At 74.2% G+C, this 24,806-nt stretch carries 22 protein-coding genes and 1 riboswitch; of the genes, 15 read left to right on the top strand and 7 right to left on the bottom strand.

All coding sequences use genetic code 11. The features are described 5' to 3' along the window. Window positions 1-28: 28 nt before the first annotated feature. The gene (gene dapB / locus ACTMS0_RS13435) at window positions 29-802 is read left to right on the top strand and encodes a 4-hydroxy-tetrahydrodipicolinate reductase (protein WP_441155475.1); all 774 of its coding nucleotides are present in this window, start codon (window positions 29-31) and stop codon (window positions 800-802) included. A gap of 42 nt (window positions 803-844) precedes the next feature. Beyond that, entirely contained in the window at window positions 845-1,321 is a 477-nt protein-coding gene (locus ACTMS0_RS13430; protein WP_441155474.1) for a GNAT family N-acetyltransferase, read from the top strand. Between the two features lie 499 nt (window positions 1,322-1,820). Here the strand turns inward: ACTMS0_RS13430 and ACTMS0_RS13425 are convergent, their stop codons facing one another. Beyond that, window positions 1,821-3,947: an amylo-alpha-1,6-glucosidase gene (locus tag ACTMS0_RS13425; RefSeq protein ID WP_441155473.1), complete on the bottom strand. Its 2,127-nt coding sequence runs from the start codon at window positions 3,945-3,947 to the stop codon at window positions 1,821-1,823. 146 nt (window positions 3,948-4,093) lie between these two features. On the opposite strand from ACTMS0_RS13425, the gene ACTMS0_RS13420 reads away from it, so the two are divergent. From ACTMS0_RS13420 to ACTMS0_RS13405, 4 genes are all read left to right on the top strand, one after another. Further along, complete coding sequence (locus ACTMS0_RS13420; RefSeq protein WP_441155472.1) at window positions 4,094-5,083, top strand: LacI family DNA-binding transcriptional regulator; 990 nt, start codon at window positions 4,094-4,096, stop codon at window positions 5,081-5,083. 26 nt (window positions 5,084-5,109) lie between these two features. After that, entirely contained in the window at window positions 5,110-6,357 is a 1,248-nt protein-coding gene (locus ACTMS0_RS13415; protein WP_441155471.1) for a sugar ABC transporter substrate-binding protein, read from the top strand. A 78-nt stretch (window positions 6,358-6,435) separates the two neighbouring features. Next, window positions 6,436-7,557, top strand: a complete 1,122-nt coding sequence (locus ACTMS0_RS13410; protein ID WP_441155470.1) for a carbohydrate ABC transporter permease — start codon at window positions 6,436-6,438, stop codon at window positions 7,555-7,557. Then, the gene (locus ACTMS0_RS13405; RefSeq protein WP_441155469.1) at window positions 7,554-8,453 is read left to right on the top strand and encodes a carbohydrate ABC transporter permease; all 900 of its coding nucleotides are present in this window, start codon (window positions 7,554-7,556) and stop codon (window positions 8,451-8,453) included. Before ACTMS0_RS13410 ends, ACTMS0_RS13405 begins: the two co-directional genes overlap by 4 nt. Before the next feature lie 49 nt (window positions 8,454-8,502). Here ACTMS0_RS13405 and ACTMS0_RS13400 read toward each other — a convergent pair whose 3' ends face one another. Continuing rightward, entirely contained in the window at window positions 8,503-9,471 is a 969-nt protein-coding gene (locus ACTMS0_RS13400) for a sigma-70 family RNA polymerase sigma factor (protein ID WP_441155468.1), read from the bottom strand. Between the two features lie 36 nt (window positions 9,472-9,507). After that, window positions 9,508-10,089 carry an N-acetyltransferase family protein gene (locus ACTMS0_RS13395; protein WP_441155467.1) on the bottom strand — a complete coding sequence of 194 codons (582 nt, stop codon included), beginning with the start codon at window positions 10,087-10,089 and terminating at the stop codon, window positions 9,508-9,510. 35 nt (window positions 10,090-10,124) lie between these two features. On the opposite strand from ACTMS0_RS13395, the gene ACTMS0_RS13390 reads away from it, so the two are divergent. The 7 genes from ACTMS0_RS13390 to ACTMS0_RS13360 all read left to right on the top strand — a co-directional run bounded on the left by ACTMS0_RS13390 (window position 10,125) and on the right by ACTMS0_RS13360 (window position 18,154). Continuing rightward, entirely contained in the window at window positions 10,125-11,384 is a 1,260-nt protein-coding gene (locus ACTMS0_RS13390; RefSeq protein ID WP_441155466.1) for a glycosyltransferase 87 family protein, read from the top strand. Window positions 11,385-11,394: 10 nt separating this feature from the next. Further along, window positions 11,395-12,624: a winged helix-turn-helix domain-containing protein gene (locus ACTMS0_RS13385; RefSeq protein WP_441155465.1), complete on the top strand. Its 1,230-nt coding sequence runs from the start codon at window positions 11,395-11,397 to the stop codon at window positions 12,622-12,624. Continuing rightward, window positions 12,621-13,241 carry a DUF2752 domain-containing protein gene (locus ACTMS0_RS13380; RefSeq protein WP_441155464.1) on the top strand — a complete coding sequence of 207 codons (621 nt, stop codon included), beginning with the start codon at window positions 12,621-12,623 and terminating at the stop codon, window positions 13,239-13,241. Before ACTMS0_RS13385 ends, ACTMS0_RS13380 begins: the two co-directional genes overlap by 4 nt. A gap of 114 nt (window positions 13,242-13,355) precedes the next feature. After that, a complete protein-coding gene (gene thyX, locus ACTMS0_RS13375) occupies window positions 13,356-14,099 on the top strand; it encodes an FAD-dependent thymidylate synthase (protein WP_441155586.1) in 744 nt (247 codons plus the stop codon). Window positions 14,100-14,145: 46 nt separating this feature from the next. Next, window positions 14,146-15,072 carry a 4-hydroxy-tetrahydrodipicolinate synthase gene (gene dapA, locus ACTMS0_RS13370; RefSeq protein ID WP_441155463.1) on the top strand — a complete coding sequence of 309 codons (927 nt, stop codon included), beginning with the start codon at window positions 14,146-14,148 and terminating at the stop codon, window positions 15,070-15,072. 52 nt (window positions 15,073-15,124) lie between these two features. After that, window positions 15,125-16,813, top strand: coding sequence for a ribonuclease J (locus ACTMS0_RS13365; RefSeq protein ID WP_441155462.1), 1,689 nt, complete (start codon window positions 15,125-15,127; stop codon window positions 16,811-16,813). 165 nt (window positions 16,814-16,978) lie between these two features. Beyond that, the gene (locus ACTMS0_RS13360; protein ID WP_441155461.1) at window positions 16,979-18,154 is read left to right on the top strand and encodes a S1 family peptidase; all 1,176 of its coding nucleotides are present in this window, start codon (window positions 16,979-16,981) and stop codon (window positions 18,152-18,154) included. Between the two features lie 44 nt (window positions 18,155-18,198). Here ACTMS0_RS13360 and ACTMS0_RS13355 read toward each other — a convergent pair whose 3' ends face one another. Both ACTMS0_RS13355 and ACTMS0_RS13350 read right to left on the bottom strand, forming a co-directional pair. Beyond that, window positions 18,199-19,839, bottom strand: a complete 1,641-nt coding sequence (locus ACTMS0_RS13355) for a YbjN domain-containing protein (protein ID WP_441155460.1) — start codon at window positions 19,837-19,839, stop codon at window positions 18,199-18,201. Beyond that, entirely contained in the window at window positions 19,836-20,312 is a 477-nt protein-coding gene (locus ACTMS0_RS13350; RefSeq protein WP_441155459.1) for a YbjN domain-containing protein, read from the bottom strand. The genes ACTMS0_RS13355 and ACTMS0_RS13350 overlap by 4 nt, the downstream gene beginning before the upstream one ends. 113 nt (window positions 20,313-20,425) lie before the next feature. On the opposite strand from ACTMS0_RS13350, the gene ACTMS0_RS13345 reads away from it, so the two are divergent. Further along, window positions 20,426-22,876: a DNA translocase FtsK gene (locus ACTMS0_RS13345; RefSeq protein ID WP_441155458.1), complete on the top strand. Its 2,451-nt coding sequence runs from the start codon at window positions 20,426-20,428 to the stop codon at window positions 22,874-22,876. Between the two features lie 81 nt (window positions 22,877-22,957). Here ACTMS0_RS13345 and ACTMS0_RS13340 read toward each other — a convergent pair whose 3' ends face one another. Beyond that, entirely contained in the window at window positions 22,958-23,203 is a 246-nt protein-coding gene (locus tag ACTMS0_RS13340) for a hypothetical protein (protein ID WP_441155457.1), read from the bottom strand. 81 nt (window positions 23,204-23,284) lie between these two features. Then, on the bottom strand, window positions 23,285-23,599 hold the full coding sequence (locus ACTMS0_RS13335) for a DMT family transporter (protein WP_441155456.1): 315 nt from the start codon (window positions 23,597-23,599) through the stop codon (window positions 23,285-23,287). 63 nt (window positions 23,600-23,662) lie between these two features. Then, window positions 23,663-23,728, bottom strand: a riboswitch (guanidine-III (ykkC-III) riboswitch). 89 nt (window positions 23,729-23,817) lie between these two features. Here ACTMS0_RS13335 and ACTMS0_RS13330 point away from each other — a divergent pair. Next, window positions 23,818-24,738: an ornithine cyclodeaminase family protein gene (locus tag ACTMS0_RS13330; RefSeq protein ID WP_441155455.1), complete on the top strand. Its 921-nt coding sequence runs from the start codon at window positions 23,818-23,820 to the stop codon at window positions 24,736-24,738. The last annotated feature ends 68 nt before the right edge of the window (window positions 24,739-24,806 follow it).

Below are 24,806 nucleotides of genomic sequence, written 5' to 3'. Positions count from 1 at the left end.
GCGTCCCGATTGGGATAGGTTGTGCCCCGTGACTGACGAGCAGGACAAGAGCGCGGACGAGCCGATCCGGGTCGGCGTGCTGGGCGCCCGGGGCCGGATGGGCGTCGAGGTGTGCCGGGCCGTGGACGCGGCGCCCGACATGGACCTGGTGGCCATGGTCGACCAGGGCGACTGGCTGTTCAACGCCTCGGACGCCGGGGCCGAGGTCGTCGTCGACTTCACCACCCCCGACGTCGTCATGGACAACCTGCACTGGTGCATCGACCAGGGCATCAACGCCGTGGTCGGCACGACGGGCTTCACCGAGGCGCGGCTGGAGCGGGTGCGCGGCTGGCTGGCCCGCAAGCCGGGCGTGGGCGTGCTGATCGCCCCCAACTTCGGCATCGGCGCGGTACTGATGATGCAGTTCGCCGCCCGCGCCGCCCGGCACTTCGAGTCCGTGGAGATCATCGAACAGCACCACCCGCGCAAGCTCGACGCCCCCAGCGGCACCGCCACGTACACCGCCCGCCTGATCGCGGAGGCCCGCGCCGAGGCCGGGCTGGGGCCCGCGCCGGACGCCACCAAGGACGAGGTGGCCGGCGCGCGCGGCGCCGACATCGACGGGGTACGCGTGCACGCGGTCCGCGCCACCGGCCTGGTCGCCCACCAGGAGGTGCTCTTCGGCACCACGGGCGAGACGCTGACGATCCGGCACGACTCGTACGACCGGGCGTCCTTCATGCCCGGCGTGCTGCTGGCCGTCCGCGCGGTGCGCAACCGCCCCGGCCTCACCGTGGGCCTGGACGCCCTGCTCGACTGAATCACCTCGCGGGGACCACCCGGGCCGCCCTAGGCTGCCCGGGTGATCGACCATGACCTCCGCGACCGGCTCGGGCGTCGGGTGACCCTGCGCCCGGTCGACGACGACAACTGGCGGGCGGTGGCGGACGTCGCCCCACGCGACGACCAGCGCGCCTGGGTGCCCGCCCTCGCCGCCCGCTACCTGCTACTGACCGACCGCTCCGACGTGTGGACCTCCCTCGCGGTGTACGCGGACGAAACCGTCGTCGGTCACGTCATGTGGGGCGTGGACGACGACGGGTCCCGGTGGGTCGGCGGCATGCTGGTCGACGCGGCCGAGCAGGACCACGGCGTCGGCCGGGCCGCCGTGGTGACCCTCGCGCAGTGGCTGGCCCGGGAGGGCGGCGGGAACCCGGTGCGGCTGTCGTACCACCCGGACAACACTGCCGCCGCCCGCCTCTACACCAGCCTCGGCTTCGCCCGGACCGGCGCCACCGAGGACGACGAGATCGTCGTCGAGCTGATCAGCCCGGTCTGAGAGGCGCTCCGCGGCGCCACCCGCGTACGGTCCGGGTGGTGGATCCGCGCGAGGCGGAGTGCCGCCTCCGCCGCTGTCGAGCTGCCCCACGTATGGGACCGCCCCATCTGTGGGGGCAGCTCGACAGGGCCTCGACCACACCCTCTGCTCCCGCCGCGCCGGTCGCCACCGGTCCTCACGGCGCTGTCGCGGTGGAGCGCCGGGCAGGCGTCCGCGCTCGCCGGTCGCGCGGTCCACGCGGCGCTGTCGCGGTGGAGCGCCGGGCGGGCGTCCGCGCTCGCCGGTCGCGCGGTCCACGCGGCGCTGTCGCGGTGGAGCGCCGGGGCAGGCGGCTACGCTCGCCGGTCGCCCGGTCCACGCGGTGTTGTCGCGGTGGAGCGCCGGGCAGGCGTCCGCCCGCCGGTCCCCGACGACGCCGTCGCGTGTCCGGCCCGGCTGCGGATGCATTCCAGGGCGTGCCTCGGCGACACGCGTCGGCCGGCCTGCCGTCCGGGCGCGCTCAGCCGATGCGCGAGGCGGCGTCGGTGATCGCCGAACGGGGAGCCGGGACCGGCGCGGAGATGGCCGGGCCGGTCAGCTGGAAGCCGGCCGGTAGGCCCGTGACCGAGGTCGCGCCTGTCCGGTCGACCGCGACGGTGACCGGACTGCCGGCGACACGCAGGCCGGCGGCGGAAACCGCGCCCAGGTCGGCGCCGGCCAGCGGGGCGACGTGCACCCGGCCGGCCGGCACGTCCGGATAGACGCCGGTGGCCGCCTGGAGCAGCAGCACGGCCGCCGCCGCCGACCACGCCTGCGGGTGGCAGGCGGCCGGGTACGGCACCGGACGGCCGAGCAGGGCGCGGTCGTCGCCGCCGTACAGCTCGGGGAGCCGGTAGTCGAACGCCTCGGCCGCCGCGAGCAGGCCATCGGCCAGGCCGAGGGCGGCCCGGTGGAAGCCCGCCCGGGCCAGCCCGGCGAGCACGATAGCGGTGTCGTGGGTCCAGATCGAACCGCAGTGGTACGACAGCGGGCTGAACCCGGCGTCGTCGGCGGACATGGTGCGCAACCCGAACCCGCCGGCGAGGGCATCCGTCGTCAGCAGTGCGGCCACCTGAGCCTCCTCCCCGGCGGTGAGCAGGCCGGTGCCGAGCAGGTGGCCGATGTTGCTGGTGAGCGAGTCCACCGGGCGCTTGTCCCGGTCCAGCGCGAGGGCCGGCTGTGGCCCGTACGGGCCGTCCACCCAGAACGCGGCGCGGAACCGCACGGCGAGCCGGTCCGCGTACGCGCGCCAGCGGTCGGCACCGGGGCGGCCGAAGGCGTCCAGCAGGGCCGCTCCCTTCACGGCGGCCTCGTACGCGTACCCCTGCACCTCGGCGAGCACGATCGGCGCGACCGCGAGCCGGCCGTCGCGGAACCGGACCGCGTCCCCGGAGTCCTTCCAGCCCTGGTTCGACAGGCCGTGCCCGGTGGTGTCGACGTACTCGATCAGGCCGTCGCCGTCGGCGTCGGCGTGGTCGGCGAGCCAGCCCAGCGCCGCCTCCAGGTGCGGCAGCAGCGGCGCGACCTGGTCGGCGGGCAGCCCCCAGCGCCACGCGTCGTGCAGCAGGCCGACCCAGAGCATGGTCGCGTCGACCGTGCCGTAGTACGCCGGCGGCAGCCGCAGCCCCTCGCCGGCCAGCGCGAACTCGTGCCGCCGCAGCTCGTGCAGGATCTTGCCGGGCGCCTCGCCGGTGGCGGGGTCGAGGCGGGTGCCCTGCCGGCGGGCCAGCACCCGCAGCGTCCCGGCGGCGAGGTCGGTGCCGAGCGGCAGCATCATCCGCGCGGCCCAGAGGCTGTCGCGGCCGAACAGGGTGAGGAACCAGGGCACGCCTGCGCCGAGGAAGACGTCCTGCGGGGCGTCCGGGTCGGCCAGGCGCAGCCCGCGCAGGTCGGCGAGGGACCGGTCGAGCAGCCGGGTCAGCCGGCGGTCGTCGGCGTCGACCCGTGGGTCGGTCCAGGACCCCTCGGCCGCGGGGGTCGCCACGACCGCGCGCGGGTCGCTGACGGTGAGCCGCCAGCGCAGGGTGACGGCGTCGCGGGGCGGCAGCTCCACCGGCCAGCGCAGGGCCGGTGCGTCGGCCCGGTCGGCGCGCACCTCGGCCCCCTCGGCGGTGAGGTGGACGGTGACGCCCTCGCCGGACCAGGTGAGACCGCCGGCGGCACCGATCTCCGCCGGGACCGGCGCGGTCGCGCCGCCGGACTTGACCAGCTCGATCGGTGCCAGGTCGCACGCGAGGTCGACGTCGACCGTGGCCCGGACCGGCACCGACGCGGTGGAGACGAGCCGTACCTCCTCGGTCAGGCCGCCGGGGTGCAGGTGGCGGGTGCGCTCCACGCGTACCGTCGGGTCGGGACCCGGATCGCCCAGCCAGCGGGCGAGGCCGACGAACCGCGCGCCGTGCGGGCCCGCCGCCCCGCGCGTCAGCGCCTCCGGCTCGCGGCCGTCGACGCGCAGTTCGGCGCGGCTGAGCACCCGGGCGTCGGCGTGGAACACGCCCTGGACACCGGTCGGGCGGATCTGCCCGGCCGCGTCCCCCAGCGCGCTGGTCGGGGCGAGCACGACCCCCACCAGGTCGTGCAGCAGGGGTTGCAGGTGGCGGTCGGTCACGGTGCGGCTCCAGGTCCTTTTCGGCGGGGTGCGGATGTCTTGACAGACCGTCCCCGGGCGGTGCAGAGTGCGAAACATTCCAGCACTTGAACGATCCAATCCTGCCCTATCCAAATTGGATCGTTCAAGACGGCGAGGGGGATCACGTGGCCGAAAAGGTGACCATCGCGACGGTGGCCCGGCACGCCCGAGTCAGCCGGCAGACCGTGTCCAACGTGCTCAACGCGCCGCACATCGTGCGCGAGGAGACCCGGCTCCGGGTGCAGGAGGCGATCGCCGTGCTGGGCTACCGGGCCAACCAGGCCGCCCGCCAGATGCGGACCGGCCGGTCCCGGCTGATCGCGGTCCGGATCGAGCCTACCCGGGACGGAATCAACGGCTCGGTGCTCGACCGGTTCCTGCACGGCCTCACCGAGACCGCCGACGCGGCCGGCTACCGCGTCATGCTCTACACCGCCACCGACACCGACGGCGAGATCGCGACGTACGACGACCTGCTCGGGGCGTACGACCTCGACGCCTTCGTGCTCACCGGCACCGACCACGGCGACCCACGGACGGCCTGGCTCGCGCGGCGCGGGGTGCCGTTCGTGACCTTCGGCCGGCCATGGGGCGCCCCCGACGCCCACCCCTGGGTCGACGTCGACGGTGCGGCCGGCACCGCCGAGGCCACCACCCACCTGCTCGCCGCCGGTCACCGCCGGATCGGCTTCATCGGCTGGCCGGCCGGCTCCGGCGTCGGTGACGACCGGCGCTCGGGCTGGCGGCGCATCCTCGCCGCCGCCGGGGTGGACCCGACCGGGCTGGACCGCGAGGCGGTGGACGGCATCGCCGAGGGCGAACGCACCGCCCGCGGGCTGCTCGCCGAGGCGGCGCCGACCGCGCTGCTGTGCGCCAGCGACTCGCTCGCCCTGGGCGCCCTCCAGGCTGTGCGCGCCGACGCCCCGGACGTGGCGGTGATCGGCTTCGACGACACCCCGGTCGCCGCCGCAGTCGGTCTCACCAGCGTCAGCCAACCCCTCGGTGAGGCGGCGGCCCGCTGCGTCGACCTGCTCACCGCCGTCCTCGACGGCCCTCACCGCACCACCGACCAGGTGCTGCTCCGGCCTGCGTTGGTGCGGCGCCACACCGCATGATCCCCCGTCCCCCACAGGAGAACCCGATGGCATCTCGCTCCCTCACCCGGGCGGCGCTGGCCGGCCTCACCGCCGCCGCCCTTCTCGGATCCGCCGCCTGCGGCAGCGGATTCGACGACAGCTCCGGCGACGTCGCCCAGTCGAGCGGCCCCGCCAACCTCCAGATCCTGATCGGCTCCTCGGGCGACGCCGAGACCAAGGCCGTCCAGGAGGCCGCCGCGACGTGGGCGTCGTCCTCCGGCAACCAGGCGACGGTCACCCCGGCCCAGGACCTCACCCAGCAGCTCGGGCAGGCCCTCGCGGGCGGCACCCCGCCGGACGTGTTCTACGTCGACGCGGCCCGGTTCGCCGACTACGCCAGCAACGGCGCCCTCGAACCGTACGGTGACAAGATCAGCAACACCGGGGACTTCTACGAGAGCCTCCGCACCACGTTCACCTACGACGGCAAGCTCTACTGCGCCCCGAAGGACTTCTCCACCCTGGCCCTCCAGATCAACACCGACCTGTGGACGAAGGCCGGCCTGACCGACGCCGACGTCCCGACGACCTGGGACCAGCTCACCGCCACGTCCCGCAAGATCAAGGCCAAGGGGCTGGTGCCGCTCGCGCTCGGCGACACCCGGGACCGGATCGGCGCGTTCCTGGTGCAGAACGGCGGCTGGCTGCTCAGCGAGGACGGCAAGCAGCCCACCGGCGACACCACGGCGAACGTCGCCGCCCTCACGTACGTCAAGTCGCTGGTCACCGAGGGCCTGGCCCGCTTCCCGAAGCAGCTCGACGCGGGCTGGTCCGGTGAGGCGTTCGGCAAGGGCGCGGCCGTGATGACCATCGAGGGCAACTGGATCAAGGGCGCCCTCAAGAACGACTTCCCGAACGTGAAGTACAAGGTCGTCGAGCTGCCGGCCGGCCCGAAGGGCAAGGGCACCCTCTCCTTCACCCAGTGCTGGGGGATCGCGGCGAAGTCGAAGCACAAGGAGCAGGCGATCAAGTTCGTCGAGGCGATGACCTCGGGCGAGCAGCAGCTGGCATTCGCGACGGCGTTCGGCGTGATGCCGTCCCGCCAGTCGGTCCGCGATCAGTACACCAGCGCCTTCCCGGCGGACAAGCCGTTCATCGACGGCGCCGCGTACGCGCAGGGCCCGGTGAACGCGCCGAAGATGGACAGCGTCCTGCGCGACCTGGAGGCCAGCCTGCAGAGCCTGGCCAACGGCGACCCGAAGACCATCCTGGCGAACTTCGACAAGAACGCCAAGGCGGCGCTGGGCGGCTGAGGTGACCGCAGGGGCTCCCTCCGCGTCCGAGCGGCAGGAGGGAGCCCCTGTAGTTCACCTCCTCGGGAGGGAGGGGAGATGACAACCGAGACACTGGCGGCACCCGCCGCCGCCCGGGCCGGCGGACCGCACCGCCGCGGCGGGAGCGTGCGGGGAAACGAGAACATCGCCGGCTGGTTCTTCGTCGCGCCGGTCATCGTCATCCTCGGGCTGTTCATGCTGCTGCCGATCCTGATGGCGCTGTGGGTGAGCCTCACCGACTGGAACGGTCAGGGCAGCCCGTTCACCTCGCAGGTGCCGTTCGTCGGCGCGGAGAACTACACCCGGCTCTTCACCGAGGACGGGCTGGACCGCCGCGACTTCATGACCAGCATCCGGAACAACATCTACTACGTGGCGATCGTGGTGCCGGCGCAGACCGTACTGGCCCTCGGCCTCGCGTTGGTCGTCAACAACCGGCTGCTCAAGGGGAAGGCGTTCTTCCGCAGCGCCTTCTACTTCCCGTCGGTGACCAGCTCGGTGGCGATCAGCGTCGTGTTCCTGTTCCTCTTCGCCAACTCCGGCGCGGTCAACAACCTGCTCGGCGTCTTCGGCATCGACGGGCCGGAGTGGTTCGCCGACTCCCGGGGGGTCCTGCACCTGCTGTTCGGCGCGGTCGGGGTGGACAGCCCGCCCGCCGCGCTGGCCGGGGGCGGCCCGTTCGGGCTGAGCTGGTGGGACTGGCTGGCCGGGCCGAGCGTCGCGATGACGTCGATCATCGCGCTGGTGGTCTGGACCACCTCGGGGACCTTCATGCTGATGTTCCTGGCCGCGTTGCAGCAGGTCCCGGTCGTCCTGGACGAGGCGAGCACGATCGACGGCGCGAGCCGCTGGCAGCGGTTCCGGCACGTCACCCTGCCGCTGATCAAGCCGACCACCTTCCTGGTGCTCACCCTCGGCCTGATCGGGTCCTGGCAGGTCTTCGACCAGGTGTACGTGATGAGCCAGGGCGACCCGGCGAAGACCACGCTCACCCCGGCGTACCTGTCGTACCGCACCGCCTTCCGGGACTTCGACTACGGCTCCGGCGCGGCGATCTCGTTCGTGCTGTTCCTGATCATCATCGTGCTCACCCTGGTCCAGCGCCGGATCATGGCCGACCGGGACGCCGACGGACGCCGCTCGTGGCGTCGGGCCGTACGCCGAGGAGGGCGGCCGTGACCACGCTGACCAACCGACCCGCGCCGGCGGCGCCCGCGCCGGTCGCCCGCCGCCGCGTCCGGGACGGCCGCGCGCTGGCCAGCCGCATCCTCGGGTACGCCGTCCTGATCTTCTTCGGGCTGGTCTTCCTCTACCCGTTCGTGATCCAGATCGGCAACTCGCTCAAGACCGAGCCCGACGCGGCGGCCAACCCCCTGTCGCCCATCCCGGACCCGCTGGTGCTGGCGGGTTTCGAACGGATCTTCGCCGGCACCAACTTCCCGCTCTGGCTCGGCAACTCGCTGCTGGTGACCGTGCTGGTCACGCTCGGTCGGGTCTTCTTCGACTCCCTCGCCGGGTACGCGCTGGCCCGGCTCCGCTTCCGCGGCAGGCGGTGGCTCTTCGCCGCGGTCATCGCGATGATGGCGGTGCCCCCCGTGGTGCTGCTGATCCCGAAGTTCCTGGTGCTCAACCAGTTGGGCATCTACAACAGCTACACCGGGCTGGTCGTGCCGCTGCTCGCCGACGCGGCCGGCATCTTCATCATGAAACAGTTCTTCGAGTCCGTCCCGGTCAGCGTGGAGGAGGCCGCCCGGATCGACGGGGCCGGAGTCTTCCGTACGTTCTGGTCGGTGGTGCTGCCGATGGCGAAGCCGGCGCTCATCACCCTGACCATCCTGTCCTTCCAGGGCTCGTGGAACGAGTTCCCGCACAGCCTGGTGTCGGTGCAGGATCCGGACCTGTTCACCCTGCCGCGCGGCCTGGCCGACCTGGTCAGCGGCTCGCTCGGCAAGGGCACGCAGTATCCGCTCAAGCTCGGCGCCGCGTTGCTCGCCACCATCCCGGTCGCGGTCCTCTTCGTGATCTTCCAGCGGTACTTCGTCCGCGACGCCGCCGAGGGCGCGGAGAAGGGCTGAGCGGCCGCCGTCCGCGCCGCCCACCGTCCCGGGGCGGTGCGGGCGGCGGTCAGGGCAACCGGTCGGGCAGCCCGAAGAGCGGGAAGAGCCGCGGCTCCAGGAAGTAGGTGATCGCGGTGATCCGGGCCCCGTCGGTCGCCACGAGCTGGATCGAGAACGGTCGGTGCCCGCCGGCCGGGTCGGGCCGGTACTGCCCGAAGCCGGACCCGGCGTTGGCCGTGACGGGCAGCAGCCGCGACCCCCGGCACTCGGCGCCCGGGCCGAGCATCCACCGCCCGATGTCCCGCGGCCCACGCAGCCACAGCGCGTACGGCGGCATGCTGTGCACCGCGTCCTCCCGCAGCAGGGTGACCAGCGCGTCGACGTCGTAGCGCTCGAACAGATGGACGTAGCGGTCGAGCAGCTCGCGGTGGGCCGCGTCCAGCTCGGCGGCCCGCGCCGGGCCGGCGCGGTCGGCCATCGTGGCCCGCGCCCGTTGCAGGGCGCTGTTGACCGAGGCGACCGTGCCGTCGAGCAGGCCGGCCACCTCGTCGGCCCGCCAGCGGAGCACGTCGCGCAGGATCAGCACGGCGCGTTGCCGGGGCGGCAGGTGCTGCAGCGCGGCGACGAACGCCAGCCGCACCGACTCCCGCGCGACGGTCACCTCCGCCGGGTCACCCGCCACCGGCAACACCGCGGCGTCGGGCGCCGGCTCGACCCACCGCGCCTCCGGCGCGCCGAGGGACGCGAGGACCGGCCGGCCGGGCTCGCCGAGATCCACCGGGAGCGCCCGCCGGGCCCGCCCGCGCAGCAGGTCGAGGCAGACATTGGTGGCGATGCGGTAGAGCCAGGTGCGCACCGAGGCCCGGCCGGCGAAGTCGTCCCGCGCCCGCCACGCGCGCAGCAGCGTCTCCTGCACCGCGTCCTCCGCGTCGAAGATCGAGCCGAGCATGCGATAGCAGTAGCCGGTCAACTCGACGCGGTGCGACTCCAGGTCGCCCGGCGTCGTGGGTGCCGCGTTCGCCGTCGCTGCGGTCATGGGGCCACCGTAGGCGACGCCCCCGACAACGGGCGGTCAGCCGGCCGGTGTCGCCTCGGTCGGTACCGCGACGTGCAGGCGCACCTGCGGGACCAGCATGTCGTCCACGTCCAGGGCGCGGGCCGCCCCGTCCGGCTCCCAGCCGGTGCCGGTGAGGAACTTCCGGGTCGCCGCGTCACCGTCGAACGCCCAGGCCACCGCCCGGCCGAACCCGTCGTCGCGCCAGTGGTCCACGCTCGCCGCGAGCAACCGGCTGCCGTGCCCCCGCCGGCCCCACCGCGGCTCGACCAGCAGGTCGGTCACCGCGACGACGTCCAGCCCGAGCGCCTCGGCCGGCTCGCCGGGGGCCAGGGCCTCGGCGTCGGCCGGACCGGAGGCGGCGAACCCCACCAGATACGATTGCTCGGCCTGTTCGACGGCGACCAGCACCCGGTGCGAGCCGGAGGGTGGCTCCTCCACCGCCGCGCTCCACCGCCGGGCCAGCCACGCCTCGTCCAGGTTGTCGAGCACGTGCCGGGGCAGGATGCGGCGGTACGCGACCCGCCAGGTCTCGAGCTGGATGCGTGCGATCTCGCCGGCGTCTTCCGGACGGGCGGGGCGGACGTATCCGAGGGCCATGGCACGGAAGCCTACGCAGGGCGAGGGAGGCGACGGTGGCGCAGGGTGCCGGGCGGACGATCGGGCAGGTCGTCGGCGTGGCCGGACTCGCCGTCGCGGTGGCCCTCTTCCTGTCGGTGGCCGCCGTGCGGCACGGCTTCTTCGACCTCCAGGTCTACTACGGCGCGTTGCGTCACTGGGTGCACGACGGCGGGGAGATCTACGACTACCTGCGCCCGTTCACCCAGTACGGCTTCACGTACCCGCCCTTCGCCGCGCTGGTCATGCTGCCGATGGCGTACCTGCCCTGGACGGCGGCGATCGTGGTGAGCGTGACCGCCACCGTGGTGGTCACCGCCGTCCTGTTCCACTGGTTGATCGACCCGATCTCGCGCCGGGCCGGGTGGACCCGCTGGTTCGTCCTCGCGGTGGCGCTCTGCCTCGCCGCCGCGTACGAGCCGATGCGCGAGACAGTCAACTTCGGCCAGGTCAACATGCTGCTGCTGTTCCTGGTGGCGGTCGACCTGCTCCGGCTGCTGCCGGGCGGGAGCCGCTGGGCCGGGGTGGGCATCGGCCTGGCGACCGCGATCAAGCTGACCCCGGGCATCTTCATCGTCTACCTGCTGGTGACCGGCCGCTGGCGGGCGGCGGTGACCGCCATGGGCACCGCGGCCGCCGCCACCGTGTTCGCCGGCGCGCTCTTCCCGGACGCGTCCCGGGAGTTCTGGACCGAGGCGCTCTGGAACACCAACCGGGTGGGCGAGCTGGCGTTCGTCTCCAACCAGTCGCTGCGGGGGGTGGTGGCCCGGCTGAACCCGGAGGAGCCGAGCACCGTGGCCTGGCTGGCGCTGGTGGCGGCGACGCTGGCGCTCTGGGTGTGGCGGTCCCGGGCGGCCGCGGCCGCCGGTGACGAGGCGACCGGGCTGGCGCTGACCGGCGCGGTGATGTGCCTGGTCAGCCCGGTCACCTGGGTGCACCACCTGGTCTGGCTGCTGCCGGCGCTGATCCTGCTGGTCGACAACGGGATGTCCGCCCCCGCGGGCAGCCGCCGGCGCCGCGCGCTGGTGGCCGCCGCGGCCGTCGCGTACGCCTTCCTGATCAGCCGCATCGTCTGGGTCTGGGAGAGGGACTTCACCGGGGTCGACGGCTTCCTCGCCAGCAACACCTACGTCTGGATCAGCCTGGCCCTGCTCGCCTTCCTGCCGGTCCGGCCGCTGGCGGCGCGAGGGCCGGCCGGGGCGGCCGGTACGACCGGCGCCGCGCGGGCGGGTGGGGTCGACGGGCGGACCCGCAGCGGTGTCGTACCGCTGAACTAGGGTCCCGGCGATGGCCGTACCGGAATCGCTCTCGCTCGCCCAGGCCCGGCGGGTCGCGCTCGCCGCCCAGGGCTTCACCGACCCGGCGCCCGCCGGCGTGCCGACGCGGCGGCACCTGCGCCGCGTGCTCGACCGGGTCGGGCTGATCCAGATGGATTCGGTCAACGTGCTCCAGCGGGCGCACTACCTGCCGCTCTACAGCCGGCTCGGGCCCTACCCGACGGCCCTGCTCGACACGGCCGCCTACCGCCGGCCCCGCGACCTCTTCGAGTACTGGGGGCACGAGGCGTCGCTGGTGCCGGTCGGGCTGCACGCGGCGCTGCGCTGGCGGATGGCCCGTGCCCGGGCCGAGGCGTGGGGCGGCATGCGCCGCATCGCCGAGGAGCAGCCCGGCCTGGTGGCGTGGGTCCGCGACGAGGTGGCCGCCCGGGGCCCGCTCACCGCCGCCGAGATCGAGCACGACGCCCCGCGGGAGACCGGCAACTGGGGGTGGAACTGGTCGGCCGTGAAGCGGGCCCTGGAGTTCCTGTTCTGGGCCGGTGAGGTGACCGCGGCCGACCGCACCACGTCGTTCGCCCGGCGCTACGACCTGCCGGAGCGGGTCCTGCCGCCCGCCGTGCTGGACGCGCCGACCCCGACCGACGCGGAGGCGTACCGGAGGCTGGTCGCCGTGGCGGCCCGGTCGCTCGGGGTGGCCGCCGAGCCGGAGCTGCGGGACTATTTCCGCCTGCCGCTGGCCGGGGCCCGGGCGGCGATCGCCGAGCTGGCGGAGGCGGGGGAGCTGCTGCCGGTGACGGTGCAGGGCTGGCGGCAGCCGGCCTGGCTGCACGCCGAGGCGCGGCTGCCCCGCTGGGTGCGCGGCAACACGCTGGTCAGCCCGTTCGACCCGCTGGTGTGGGAGCGCGGCCGCACCGAGCGGCTGTTCGACTTCAGCTACCGCATCGAGATCTACGTGCCGGCGCCGCAGCGGGTGCACGGCTACTACGTGCTGCCGTTCCTCCAGGGGGAGCGGTTCACCGCCCGGGTCGACCTCAAGGCGGACCGCAGGGCGGGTGTGCTCCTGGTGCCCGCGGCCTGGCTGGAACCCGGCGCCGACCCGGGCGAGACCGCGCTCGCGCTCGCCGCCGAGCTGCACCGGCTCGCCGGCTGGCTGGGTTTGGACGCCGTGGCGCCCCCGGCGGTGGGGGACCTGGCGGCTCCGCTGGCGGGCGCGCTGAAGAGCGTGGCCGGTGTACCGTGATCGGCGTGACGAGCGTTGAGGGGCCCCGCGGCGACGCCGCGCCGCACCCGGTCCCGCCGCACCCGATGGCGACGTCTCCGGCCGCGCCGAACCCGGCCGGGCCGGGTGTCCAGGTCGATCCCCAGGGCGGCTGGCCCGCCGGGCAGGTCGCGGCGTACCCGGCGCCCGAGCCGGACCGGCTGACCCGGTTCGTGGTCCGGCTCTACGAGCGCTCGCCGCGCTGGGCGGTGCCGCTGGCCGCCCTCGGCTGCGTCGCCGCCGGCATCGGCTACGCGCTGATCAGCGACCCGACCCGGTCCGCGCCCGACGCGGCGCCGACCTGCCTGCTCAAGCTCACCACCGGGCTGGACTGCCCGGGCTGCGGCGGCACTCGCGCACTCTGGTACGTGCTGCACGGTGACCTGCCGGCCGCCGCCCGCCACCACTTCCTCTTCGTGTTCGCGCTGCCCTTCCTGGCGTACCTCTTCGTGGCGTGGGCGGGGAAGCAGGCGTTCGGGTGGCGGCTGCCCGAGCTGCGGATCGACTCCCGGCTGATCGGCGTCGTCCTGGCCGCCTGGTTCGCCTTCTCGGTGCTGCGCAACCTGCCCTGGGCCCCGTTCACCGCCCTGTACGTCTGACGCCGGCCGGCCGGCCCGCCGCAGCGCAACGCGGCGAGGTGATCGACATTGCAGCGGGCGAGCCTGGCTTGGGCGGGACCGGGGCTCGCCACTACAGTCGCAGGAATGCCGGACATGGTGCAGCCACAGGTCAAGCTCATCGCGTGGACCCACTTCGCGGCTCCGGACGACGTGCCGTGGTCGACCGACGCCGACGGCGGCCAGGCGCTGGCGGAGTTCGCCGGCCGGGCCTGCTACCAGAGCTGGAAGAAGCCGAACCCGGCCACCGCGACGAACGCGGGCTACCTGGAGCACATCCTCGAGGTGGGCCACCTGAGCGTGCTGGAGCACGGCTCGGTGAGCTTCTACTTCACCGGGGTGTCCCGGTCGTTCACGCACGAGCTGATCCGGCACCGGCACTTCTCGTACTCCCAGCTGTCCCAGCGGTACGTGCCGGAGCGGGACGCGGCGATGGTCGAGCCGACGGTGATCGCCGAGGACCCGGAGCTGCACAAGAAGTTCGTCGAGGCCGCCGAGGCGAGCGTCCGGGCGTACACCGAGCTGCTGGAGGGGCTGGAGCAGCGCTTCACCGACGAGCCCAACCCCACGCTGCGGCGCAAGCGCGCCCGGCAGGCGGCGCGGGCGGTGCTGCCGAACGCCACCGAGACCCGGATCGTGGTCACCGGCAACTACCGGGCGTGGCGGCACTTCATCGCGATGCGCGCGACCGAGCACGCCGACGTGGAGATCCGCGAGCTGGCCGTGGAGTGCCTGCGCCAGCTCCAGGGGGTCGCCCCGAACGTCTTCAACGACTTCGTCATCTCGACCCTGCCCGACGGCACCGAGGTGGCGACCAGCCCGCACGCCGAGGTGTCCTGAGCCCTTCCCCGGCAGGGGCTCGGCTGTCGTCCGCTAGGTTGAACGCATGACGCACGACCACCCTGACACCCCCGCCCCGGCCGCGTCCCGGCCGTTCGGGCGGGTGCTCACGGCCATGGTGACGCCGCTGCACGGCGACGGGTCGCTCGACCTGGACGGCGCGGCCCGGCTGGCGAAGCACCTGGTCGACGAGCAGGGCAACGACGCGCTGGTGGTCAACGGCACCACCGGCGAGTCGCCGACCACCACCGACGCGGAGAAGGAGCGCCTGATCCGCGCCGTCGTGGAGGCCGTCGGCGACCGCGCGAAGGTGGTGGCCGGGGTCGGTACCAACGACACCCGGCACACCATCGAGCTGGCCGCCGCCGCCGAGAAGGCCGGCGCGCACGGCCTGCTGGTGGTGACCCCGTACTACAACAAGCCGCCGCAGGCGGGCCTGCTGCGGCACTTCACGGCCGTGGCGGACGCGACCGGGCTGCCGGTCATGCTGTACGACATCCCGCACCGCGCCGGTGTGCCGATCGAGACCGAGACGCTGGTGCGCCTCGCCGAGCACGGCCGGATCGTCGCGGTGAAGGACGCCAAGGGCGACCTGACCGCGACCAGCTGGGTCACCAGCCGGACCAGCCTCGCCTTCTACAGCGGGGAGGACTCGCTCACCCTGCCCGCGCTGGCCGTGGGCGCGGTCGGCGTGGTCGGCACCTCCACCCACTTCACCGGGGCGCAGACCCAGCAGATGATCCAGGCGTACGACGCGGGCGACACGGCCACGGCGCTCGCCCTGCACCGGCGGCTGCTTCCGCTGTACACGGGCATCTTCCGCACCCAGGGCACGATCCTGGTCAAGGCCGGGCTCGCGGCCAAGGGGCTGCCGGCCGGCCCGGTGCGCCCGCCGCTGGTCGACGCCACGGCCGAGCAGCTCGCCCAGCTCCGCGCCGACTGCGCGGCGGCCGGGCTGGACCTTCCCGAATGATCGAACGACACGACGGACGCCGGATGACGGCGTCGCAGAATGAGGTGGACGCGTGACCGAGGCGCACTTCGAGGCTGAACTTCCGCCGCCGCTGCCGGAGGGCGGGCTGCGGATCATTCCGCTCGGCGGGCTCGGCGCCATCGGTCGGAACATGACCGTCTTCGAGTACGACGGCAAGGTGCTGATCGTCGACTGCGGGGTGCTGTTCCCGGACGTGGAGCAGCCCGGTGTCGACCTGATCCTGCCCGACTTCGGCCCGATCCTGGACCGGCTCGGCGACGTGCAGGCGATCGTGCTCACCCACGGTCACGAGGACCACATCGGCGCGGTGCCGTACCTGCTCGCGCACAAGCCGGACATCCCGCTGGTCGGCTCGCAGTTCACCCTCGCCCTGGTCGAGGCGAAGCTCGCCGAGCGGCGGATCCAGCCGTACACGCTGACCGTGCGGGAGGGCGCCCGGGAGCGGCTCGGGCCGTTCGAGTGCGAGTTCTTCGCGGTCAACCACTCGATCCCGGACGCGCTCGCCGTGGCCATCCGCACCCCGGCCGGCCTGGTGCTGCACACCGGCGACTTCAAGATGGACCAGGTCCCGCTGGACGGTCGGATCACCGACCTGGCCGGGTTCGCGCGGCTCGGCGCCGAGGGCGTGGACCTGCTCCTGTCCGACTCGACCAACGCCGAGATCCCCGGCTTCGTCACGCCGGAGCGGGAGATCGGGCCGGTGCTCGACTCCATCTTCCAGAAGGCCCGGGGCCGGATCATCGTGGCCTCGTTCGCCTCGCACGTGCACCGGGTGCAGCAGGTCTTCGACTCCGCCGTCGAGCACGGCCGCAAGGTGGCCCTGATCGGCCGGTCGATGGTCCGCAACATGGGCATCGCGCGGGACCTGGGGCTGCTGAACATCCCGCCCGGCCTGGTCGTGGGCATCGAAGAGGCCACCACCATGCCGCCCGACCAGATCGTGCTCATGTCCACCGGCAGCCAGGGCGAGCCGATGAGCGCGCTGGGCCGGATGGCCAGCGGCGACCACCGGCACATCACCATCGCCCCCGGCGACACCGTCGTGCTCGCCTCCTCGCTGGTGCCCGGCAACGAGACCTCGGTCTACCGGGTGATCAACCGGCTCGCCCGGGCCGGCGCCGTGGTGGTGCACAAGGACGTGGCGAAGGTGCACGTCTCCGGCCACGCCCCCGCCGGTGAGCTGCTCTACCTGCTCAACGTGGTCCGGCCGAGCAACCTCATGCCGGTGCACGGCGAGTGGCGGCACCTGCGCGCCCACGCCCGGCTCGGCATCGAGTCCGGCGTCGCGCCGGACCGGGTGGTGCTCTGCGAGGACGGCGACGTGGTCGACCTGGTCGAGGGCCGCGCCAGCCTGGTCGGGCACGTCAAGAGCCGGTACGTCTACGTGGACGGCCTGGCCGTCGGCGACGTGAGCGAGTCGCTGCTCACCGAGCGTCGGATCCTCGGCGACGGCGGGTTCATCGCCGCCACCGTCGTGGTCGACTCGGTGACCGGGAAGGTGGTCGGCGGGCCGACCGTCTCCGCCAAGGGCTTCTCGGAGGACCCGGAGGCGTTCAACCCGGTGGTGCCGCTGGTCACCGAGGCACTGAACCGGGCCGCCGCGGACGGCATCACCGACCCGCACCAGCTCCAGCAGATCGTCCGGCGCACCGTGGGGCGGTGGGTCAACGACGCGTACCGGCGCCGACCCATGATCGTCCCGAACGTCGTCGAGGTCTGATCACCACACGTTCCGATCCGCGTACGCTCCGACGCCCGCCGGTCACTCCGGCGGGCGTCGCCGCATTCGCAGCATCGTTTTCCGTCGATCCTTCAACCGTCGCGGTGCCGGTCCCGTACTCCGACGTGGCGGGCGTGACCGCGCCGGCCGGGAGGAGCGTGACGGATGGACCGCAGACGATTGACAGCCATCGGCGTGATGGTGGCGACGGTGGGCGCGGCGGCGGCGGTGACGCTGCCGTCCTTCGCGGGGGAGGAGGCCGCTCCCCGCAGCGGTACGGCCGCGCCGGCGGCCGGTGACGTCGCGCCGGAGGTGGTCGACGCGATGCGGCGGGACCTGTCGCTCAGCCCGGACCAGGTCACGGCACGGCTCGCCACCGAGCGCTGGGCGACCGGGGTGGCCAACGACCTGCGGAGCGAGCTCGGCGCCGACTACGGCGGCAGCTGGCTCGGCGCGGACGGGCGGACCCTCAACGTCGCGGTCGCCGACCGGGCGGAGGCCGAGCGGGTCCGCGCCGCCGGCGCGGTGCCGAAGGTGGTCGAGCGGGGCGTCGGGCAGCTCGACACGTTCAAGACCCGGCTGGACCGCGCCGGCGGGTCGGCGTCCGACGCGGTGTCCGGCTGGTACGTCGACGTCGCCGACAACTCGCTGGTCGTGCTCGCCCGCCCCGGTGCGGAGGAGGCCGCCTGGCGGCTGGTCGACCGCACGCGCGTACCCCGGCAGGCGGTCCGGGTGGACGCCTCCCCCGAGGCGCCCCGGCTGCTCTTCGACGTCCGCGGCGGCGACCCCTTCACGATCGACGGCGCGGGCCGGTGCTCGGTGGGCTTCTCGGTGGTCGGCGGCTTCGTGACCGCCGGGCACTGCGGCCAGGTGGGATCCCGGACCGACGGGGCGAACGGCGTCGGCCAGGGTGTCTTCCGGGCCTCGTCGTTCCCCGGCGACGACTGGGCGGTCGTCGAGGTCAACAACGCGTGGACGCCGCAGCCGGTGGTCAACGACTTCAACGGCGGGACGGTGCCGGTGGCCGGTGCGCAGGAGGTGCCGGTCGGCGCGTCGATCTGCCGGTCCGGCTCCACCACCGGCGCCCGCTGCGGCGTCGTGCAGGCCCGCAACGCCACCGTCCGCTACCCCGAGGGCGCGGTGACCGGGCTGGTCCGGACGAACGTGTGCGCCGAGCCGGGCGACTCCGGCGGTTCCTGGATCTCCGGCGACCAGGCGCAGGGCGTCACCTCCGGCGGCTCCGGGGACTGCACCCAGGGCGGGGTCACGTTCTTCCAGCCGCTGCGGGAGATCCTCGACGTCAACGGACTGACCCTGGTGACCACGGAGAACACGCCCTGACGGTCGCCCGCCCCGCCGGGTCCGGCACGACCGGCCCGGCGGGATCAGGGCAGGGCGGCCACCGAGTCGGCGTACGCGGAGCCGGTGCGTACCGCCGCCGCCAGCAGGACGTCCAGTTGGACCGGGGCCACCCCGTGCGACAGGTCCGTGCTGACGTCCCCGGCCAGCACCAGCTCGGCCCCGGAGTCGTGCACGTAGGCGGTCGGCAGCAGCCGGTCCTGGTTCCAGGAGTTGCAGAACGCGTACGCCTCGGCCCGCCGCGACGCCGGGAGCCGGCGGCTGGCGACCGTGCGGACGTGCAGGATCTCGCCGCGCTCGCCGGCCCGCCGCACCTGGATGAGTGCCTCGCCCCACCGCCCGACCACGGTGTCGGCGGCGTCCACCACGTACCGGTCGCCGCGCCGGTCCAGGGCGGCGGTGATGAGCGCCAGGCTGAGCGGGACCGGCTCCACGTCCGGCAGGTCGTCGGCCGGCGTGTCGGCCGGCGGACCGTCGTCCCCGGTCCGGTCGGCGGGCCATGGGACCGGACTGACCAGCGCCTGCTCGGCCTGCGTCCGCTCGGCCAACCAGGACGCGATCCGGCCGGACTGGTGACCGGTGCCGTTGCGGGCGTCGAAGCTCCCGGCCAGCCCGGTGGCCAGGTCGAGCAGCGCGGCACCGAGCGCCCCGACGTCCAGGTCGGCGGCGGGCCGCGACCCGGACGCCGGCCGGTGCACCGTCCGCCCGCCCAGCCCCGCGTCCGTCGCGACGGCGCACACCAGCGCGCCGGCCGCGGCGAACTCCATCGCGGACAACTCGTCGTCGGCGTGGTCGAGCCTCGGCAACCGCTCGGCGAGGATGTCCAGCCCGCGGCCGGGATGTCCGGCGAGGGCGCAGAAGCGCAGATGGGCCGCGAGGTACGGGAAGGCGGCCCGCTCGCGCCGGTGCCGCCGGTACGCCCGCACGTGCGCCGCCGCGGCCCGCTCCGGCTCGCCGGCCCGCAGCCACGGCAGCATGGTCGCGGCGAGCCCCCGCTCGGGCCCCTCGGTGCAGTCCGCCCGGCCGGCGTCGGCCAGCTCGTCCAGCGCCGCCCGCCAGTCGCCCCACCCGGCGAGCAGCTCCGCCCGTCGTACCCGGGCGCACTCGGGGCAGCCGTCGGCCGGGTCCGGCGCGGCAGCCGCCCAGCGGTCGTACCAGGACCGGGCGGCCGGCTCGTCACCGAGGTGGTCGGCGATCCGGCAGCGGAGCTCGGCGACCACCGGGGCCCCACCGGCGGCGAGGTCGTCGAGCAGGGCGCGGGCCTGGTCCAGCCCGACGCGCGAGCTGCCCAGCAGGGCCTCCACGGCGTACCGCTGGTACCGCGACAGCAGCTCGCGGCCCCCGGGTGGCAGCAGGTCGGGCCGGCGGTCGACGGCGGCGAGGCAGCGGCGGACCGGCTCGACCAGGCGCCACCGCTGGCCGTGCAGCAGGTACGTCTCGATCAGTGCGAGCCGGGCGTCCAGGGCCGACCGGTCGTCAGCGGTCGCGTCGGCGCGCGCCGCGATCCGTTCCAGCTCGGCGGCGCGCGCCTCGCCGTCCGGGGAGTCCCGGGCGTCGGCCAGCTCCTCGGCGAGGGCGCGGTGGTCCCGGTCGGGCCGGCGGCGCCCGGGAAGCCATCCCGGCCAGCCGAACTCCTCCAGCCCGCGGCCGCCGGGCTGCCCGGTCACGGCAGCACCCCGCCGGGCAGACGGGCCACCTCGGCGGCGAGCTGGCAGCCGGTGGAGATGCCGCAGTGCAGGAGCCGGTCGAGCTGGTGCGGGGTCACCCCGTGCTCCAGGTCGGTGATGACCTCACCGCAGACGCGGGCCCGCCCGTCGTCCTCGACGTGCACGAACGCCTTCGGCCAGAGCCGGTCGTGGTTCCACGCGTTGCAGAAGGCGTGCAGCGCCGGGACGTACTCGATGGCGAACGTCGGTGCCGGCACCGTACGCACCTGGAGCAGCTCACCGGCGGCGCCCGGGCGCAGGAACCAGATCAGGCTGTCGGCCCACCGGCCGACCAGGTCGCCGGCCGGGTCGGTCTCGACCGCGTACCCCCGGCCGGTGAGCACGGTGGCGATCAGCTCGCCGGTCAGCGGGCGTAGTGCGCCCGGGTATCCGGACTGGGGGCGGTCCGGATCGTCCGCGATCGGCGACGCCATGGGGGCATCCCTTCTGAGGCGGATATCACGACCGGCGGCGGATTCGCACGACGACGCGCGGACACGACCCGGAAAAGCGGCGATCTGCCGGGTACCGCCGTTAAGTTGATGCTATGGCGGGCCGTACCTCTCAGGCGAGCCGGCGGCGCGGCGCGTCGCCGCGTGGCACTACGAACAGCCGTGCCCGCCAGCCGGCGAAGAAGACTCGTACCCCGGCCCGGCGCCGCACCCGGGCCGCGCGTCCGGGCCCCGCCGCCTACCTCGGCCGGGCCCTCGGGGCACTGTGGATGGGCCTGGCGCACGCCGTGGGCTGGGGGGTTCGCGCCGTCGGCCGGCAGGCCGCCTCGGCCCGTGACCTCGACCCGGAGCACCGGCGCGACGGTGCCGGGCTGCTGGTCTTCGGTCTCGCCCTGCTCAGCGCGGTCGGCATCTGGTTCTCCGGGGCCGGCCCGGTCGGCGCCCGGCTGGCCGACAGCGTCCGGCTGTTCCTCGGCGCGATCGCCATCGTGGTGCCGGTGCTGCTGATGATCGGCGCCTGGCGGCTGATGCGCCAGCCCGCCGACCCCGAGCACCGCGGCCGCGGCCTGGTCGGCTGGGGGTCCATGCTGGTCGCCACCGCCGCGATGCTCCACATCGGGCAGGATCCGGTGGATCCGGTCCAGCGGGACTTCGCCGGCGGCCTGGTCGGCGCGGGCGTCGGCAGCCTGCTGGAGCGCGCGGTGACCGCCTGGGTGGCGGTTCCGCTGCTCGTCCTGCTGCTGGTCTTCGGGCTGCTGGTGGTCACCGCCACGCCGATCAACAAGATCCCCGAGCGGCTGGGCCTGCTGGCCGGCGCGGTGGTCGGCTCCCCGCCCGCCGAGGACGCGGAGGAGGCGGCCGACAAACCGGCGCGCCGGCGCCCGGCGAAGCGGATGCCGCCCCCGCTGGACCCGGACGACTTCGACGACGACCTGGAGGGCGCCGACCTCCAGGAGACGCTCGTGCTGCCCCGCAAGCCGCCGGCCAAGGTGCCGGCCAGCCGCAGGCCGGCCGAGCCGCCCGAGCACTCGCCGCTGCCCACGCGGGCCGAGCAGCTCGCCCTGACCGGCCTGGCCGGCGACTACACGCTGCCCCCGGCGAACCTGTTGAGCAGCGGCGCCGCCCCGAAGAAGCGGAGCAAGGCCAACGACGAGGTGATCGCCGCGCTGACCGGCGTCTTCGACCAGTTCGACGTGGACGCCGCGGTCACCGGCTTCACCCGGGGCCCGACGGTCACCCGGTACGAGGTGGAGCTGGGTCCGGGCGTCAAGGTCGAGCGGATCACCCAGCTCTCCCGCAACATCGCGTACGCGGTGAAGTCACCGGACGTGCGGATCCTCAGCCCGATCCCGGGCAAGAGCGCGGTCGGCGTGGAGATCCCGAACACCGACCCGGAGAACGTGGCGCTCGGCGACGTGCTGCGCTCCCGGACGGCCACCAGCGACCACCACCCGATGGTGGTCGCCCTCGGCAAGGACATCGAGGGCGGCTACGTGGTGGCCAACCTCGCGAAGATGCCGCACATCCTGATCGCCGGCGCCACCGGCGCGGGCAAGTCGTCCTGCCTCAACTCGCTGCTGGTGTCGATCCTGACGCGGGCCACGCCGGACGAGGTGCGACTGCTGCTGATCGACCCGAAGCGGGTCGAGATGACCGGCTACGAGGGCATCCCGCACCTGGTCACGCCGATCGTGACCAACGCCAAGAAGGCGGCCGACTCGCTGGACTGGGTCGTCCGCGAGATGGACATGCGCTACGACGACCTCGCCGCCAACGGGGTCCGGCACATCGACGACTTCAACCGCAAGGTCCGCAACGGCGAGATCAAGGCGCCGCCGGGCAGCGAGCGGGAGCTGCGGCCGTACCCGTACCTGCTGGTGATCGTGGACGAGCTGGCCGACCTCATGATGGTCGCCCCCCGCGACGTCGAGGACTCGATCGTCCGGATCACCCAGCTCGCCCGGGCCGCCGGCATCCACCTGGTGCTCGCCACCCAGCGCCCGTCGGTCGACGTCGTCACCGGCCTGATCAAGGCCAACGTGCCGTCCCGGCTGGCCTTCGCGACCTCCTCGCTGGCCGACTCCCGGGTCATCCTCGACCAGCCGGGCGCGGAGAAGCTGCTCGGCCGCGGTGACGGCCTCTTCCTGCCGATGGGCGCGTCGAAGCCGATCCGCATCCAGGGCGCCTGGGTGACCGAGCGCGAGATCGCCGACGTGGTGAAGTTCTGCAAGGACCAGCGCGAGCCGGAGTTCCGGCCGGACGTGCTGACCGTGGCGCAGGAGAGCAAGAAGAAGATCGACGAGGACATCGGCGAGGACCTGGACCTGCTGGTGCAGGCGGTCGAGCTGGTGGTGACCTCGCAGTTCGGCTCGACGTCGATGCTCCAGCGCAAGCTGCGCGTGGGTTTCGCCAAGGCCGGCCGGCTGATGGACCTCATGGAGACGCGCGGCGTGGTCGGTCCCTCCGAGGGCTCCAAGGCCCGCGACGTGCTCGTCAAGCCGGACGAGCTGGAGGAGGTCCTCGCCGGCCTGCGCGGCGACGACTGACGACGGCTCCGGGTCGCCTACCGAACAGCGCCACGGGCCCGCCGGTACGGCGGGCCCGTGGCGTCGGGGGAGCGGAGTTCGTCAGGAGCCGTAGATCGCCGCGCCGATCAGCAAGCCGATGATCATGCCGGCGAGGCTGGCGCCCGCCGCGTACCAGCCCAGCGGCTTGTCGCCGAGTACGGCGCCCACGACGCCGAGGGCGATGCCCGCCAGGCCGAACAGCGGCGGGAGGAACAGGATCGCGATGACCGCGAAGACGAAGCCCAGGATCGTGCAGACGCGGGCGGCGCTGCTGCGGGGACGGGCGGTGCTGTGGATGTCGGCCATGGTGTCCTCCGTGGTGGGTGAGATGTCCTCGGTGCTGGCCGATCTCTACCCACTGTGGTCACCGGCTACGCCTGGGTGGTGTCAGTGGTAGACCTTCAGGCCGACGACGCCGGCGACCACCAGGAGCAGGCAGATGATCCGGGGGAGGCTGGCGGACTCGTTCAGCGCGACCATGCCGACGACGGCGGTGCCGACCGCGCCGATGCCGACCCACACCGCGTACCCGGTGCCGACGGGGATGTCGCGCAGGGCGTACGCGAGGCCGGCCATGCTGAGCACGAGGGTGACGGCGAAGACCACCGACGGGACGGGCCGGGTGAAGCCGGCGCTGCGGTCGAGGGCGATCGCCCACGCCGTCTCCAGGAGTCCGGAGATCACCAGAACGATCCAGGCCATCGGGTCACCTCTGCGGGGCCGCCCGGACCGCCGGGGGCCGGGACGAGTCGATTCTGCGGGTCACGCGGGGCGTCTTGGCCTGACCGGGTACGCCCACCACTCGTCCGGGGCGGCCGGGGCCGCCGTGGACGACGGTAACACCGGCCACGAACCGCGAGCGGTGATCCGGACCACCGCGAGTGGACCTCAAGCTCACTTCAACTTGCAGTATTGCCGGTATGCCACTGCTCTTCTCCGACCCCGAGGTCGCCGCCGCGCTCGACGCCGCGACGACCGTCGCGGCGATGCGGGACGCGCTGCGGGCCGCTCACGACGGGCTGCTGGTCGCCCCGCCCCGGGCCGCCGCCGCGCTCGGCGGGGGGCGGATGGTGCTGACCGCCGGGCACCTCGTCGGCGAGTGGTACGGCTACCGCTCGTACGACACCTTCGGGCACCCGGAGGGCGAGCAGGTCGTGGTGCTGCACGACGGGCGGACCGGCGCCGTCCGCGCGATCGCGGTCGGGGAGGAGCTGGGATCCCGGCGTACCGGGGGGTTGGGCGGGGTCGCCGTCGACGCGCTGGCCCGCCCCGACGCGGCGACTCTCGGCGTGATCGGCTCCGGCCGGCAGGCGTGGACCCAGGTGTGGGCCGCCGCCGCGGTCCGGCCGCTGCGCGAGGTGACCGTCCACAGCCGCTCCGCCGCCCGGCGGGAGGCGTTCGCCGCCCGTGTCCGCGCCGAGCTGGGCGTTCCCGCCCGCGCGGCCGGGTCGGCCGAGGCGGCCGTGGCCGGACGCGACGTCGTGGTGCTCGCCACGACGAGTACCGCGCCGGTGCTGGACGCCGCCGACCTCGCCCCGGGCACGCACGTCAACGCCGTGGGCTTCAAGCAGGCCGACCGGCACGAGTTCGGCGTGGACCTGCTCGACCGGGCGGACCTGCTGGTCACCGACTCGCCCGCACAGGCGGCCGCGTACGCCCCGCCGATGCTCGCCGCGCTGCCCCCGTACGCCGGGCGGTTGCGCGACCTGGGCGCGGTGCTGGCGGGCGCGGTCCCCGGCCGGACCGGCGCGGACCAGATCTCCCTCTTCTGCTCGACCGGCCTGGCCGGCACGGAGGTGTTCCTGCTCGACCGCCTGGTCCGCGTCGCCGTCCCGGCCTGACGCCGACCGGCCCGGGCGACCCCGCCGGCCGCCAGCCGGTGTGAGCCGGCCGATTCCCGCGGCCCGCC

It is taken from the genome of Micromonospora sp. H33 (assembly GCF_052068455.1).
Classification (GTDB): Bacteria; Actinomycetota; Actinomycetes; order Mycobacteriales; family Micromonosporaceae; genus Micromonospora.
The sequence above is the reverse complement of the archived record's forward strand: the minus strand, read 5'-3'. Positions and strand labels throughout refer to the sequence as shown.

Excerpts from the sequence above, each read along its gene's own strand:
- ACTMS0_RS13415 (WP_441155471.1), top strand. The coding sequence starts at position 5,110 with ATGGCATCTCGCTCCCTCACCCGGGCGGCGCTGGCCGGCCTCACCGCC.
- ACTMS0_RS13410 (WP_441155470.1), top strand. The coding sequence starts at position 6,436 with ATGACAACCGAGACACTGGCGGCACCCGCCGCCGCCCGGGCCGGCGGA.
- ACTMS0_RS13400 (WP_441155468.1), bottom strand. The coding sequence starts at position 9,471 with ATGACCGCAGCGACGGCGAACGCGGCACCCACGACGCCGGGCGACCTG.
- ACTMS0_RS13395 (WP_441155467.1), bottom strand. The coding sequence starts at position 10,089 with ATGGCCCTCGGATACGTCCGCCCCGCCCGTCCGGAAGACGCCGGCGAG.
- ACTMS0_RS13385 (WP_441155465.1), top strand. The coding sequence starts at position 11,395 with ATGGCCGTACCGGAATCGCTCTCGCTCGCCCAGGCCCGGCGGGTCGCG.
- thyX (WP_441155586.1), top strand. The coding sequence starts at position 13,356 with ATGGTGCAGCCACAGGTCAAGCTCATCGCGTGGACCCACTTCGCGGCT.
- dapA (WP_441155463.1), top strand. The coding sequence starts at position 14,146 with ATGACGCACGACCACCCTGACACCCCCGCCCCGGCCGCGTCCCGGCCG.
- ACTMS0_RS13360 (WP_441155461.1), top strand. The coding sequence starts at position 16,979 with ATGGACCGCAGACGATTGACAGCCATCGGCGTGATGGTGGCGACGGTG.
- ACTMS0_RS13350 (WP_441155459.1), bottom strand. The coding sequence starts at position 20,312 with ATGGCGTCGCCGATCGCGGACGATCCGGACCGCCCCCAGTCCGGATAC.
- ACTMS0_RS13345 (WP_441155458.1), top strand. The coding sequence starts at position 20,426 with ATGGCGGGCCGTACCTCTCAGGCGAGCCGGCGGCGCGGCGCGTCGCCG.
- ACTMS0_RS13340 (WP_441155457.1), bottom strand. The coding sequence starts at position 23,203 with ATGGCCGACATCCACAGCACCGCCCGTCCCCGCAGCAGCGCCGCCCGC.
- ACTMS0_RS13335 (WP_441155456.1), bottom strand. The coding sequence starts at position 23,599 with ATGGCCTGGATCGTTCTGGTGATCTCCGGACTCCTGGAGACGGCGTGG.
- ACTMS0_RS13330 (WP_441155455.1), top strand. The coding sequence starts at position 23,818 with ATGCCACTGCTCTTCTCCGACCCCGAGGTCGCCGCCGCGCTCGACGCC.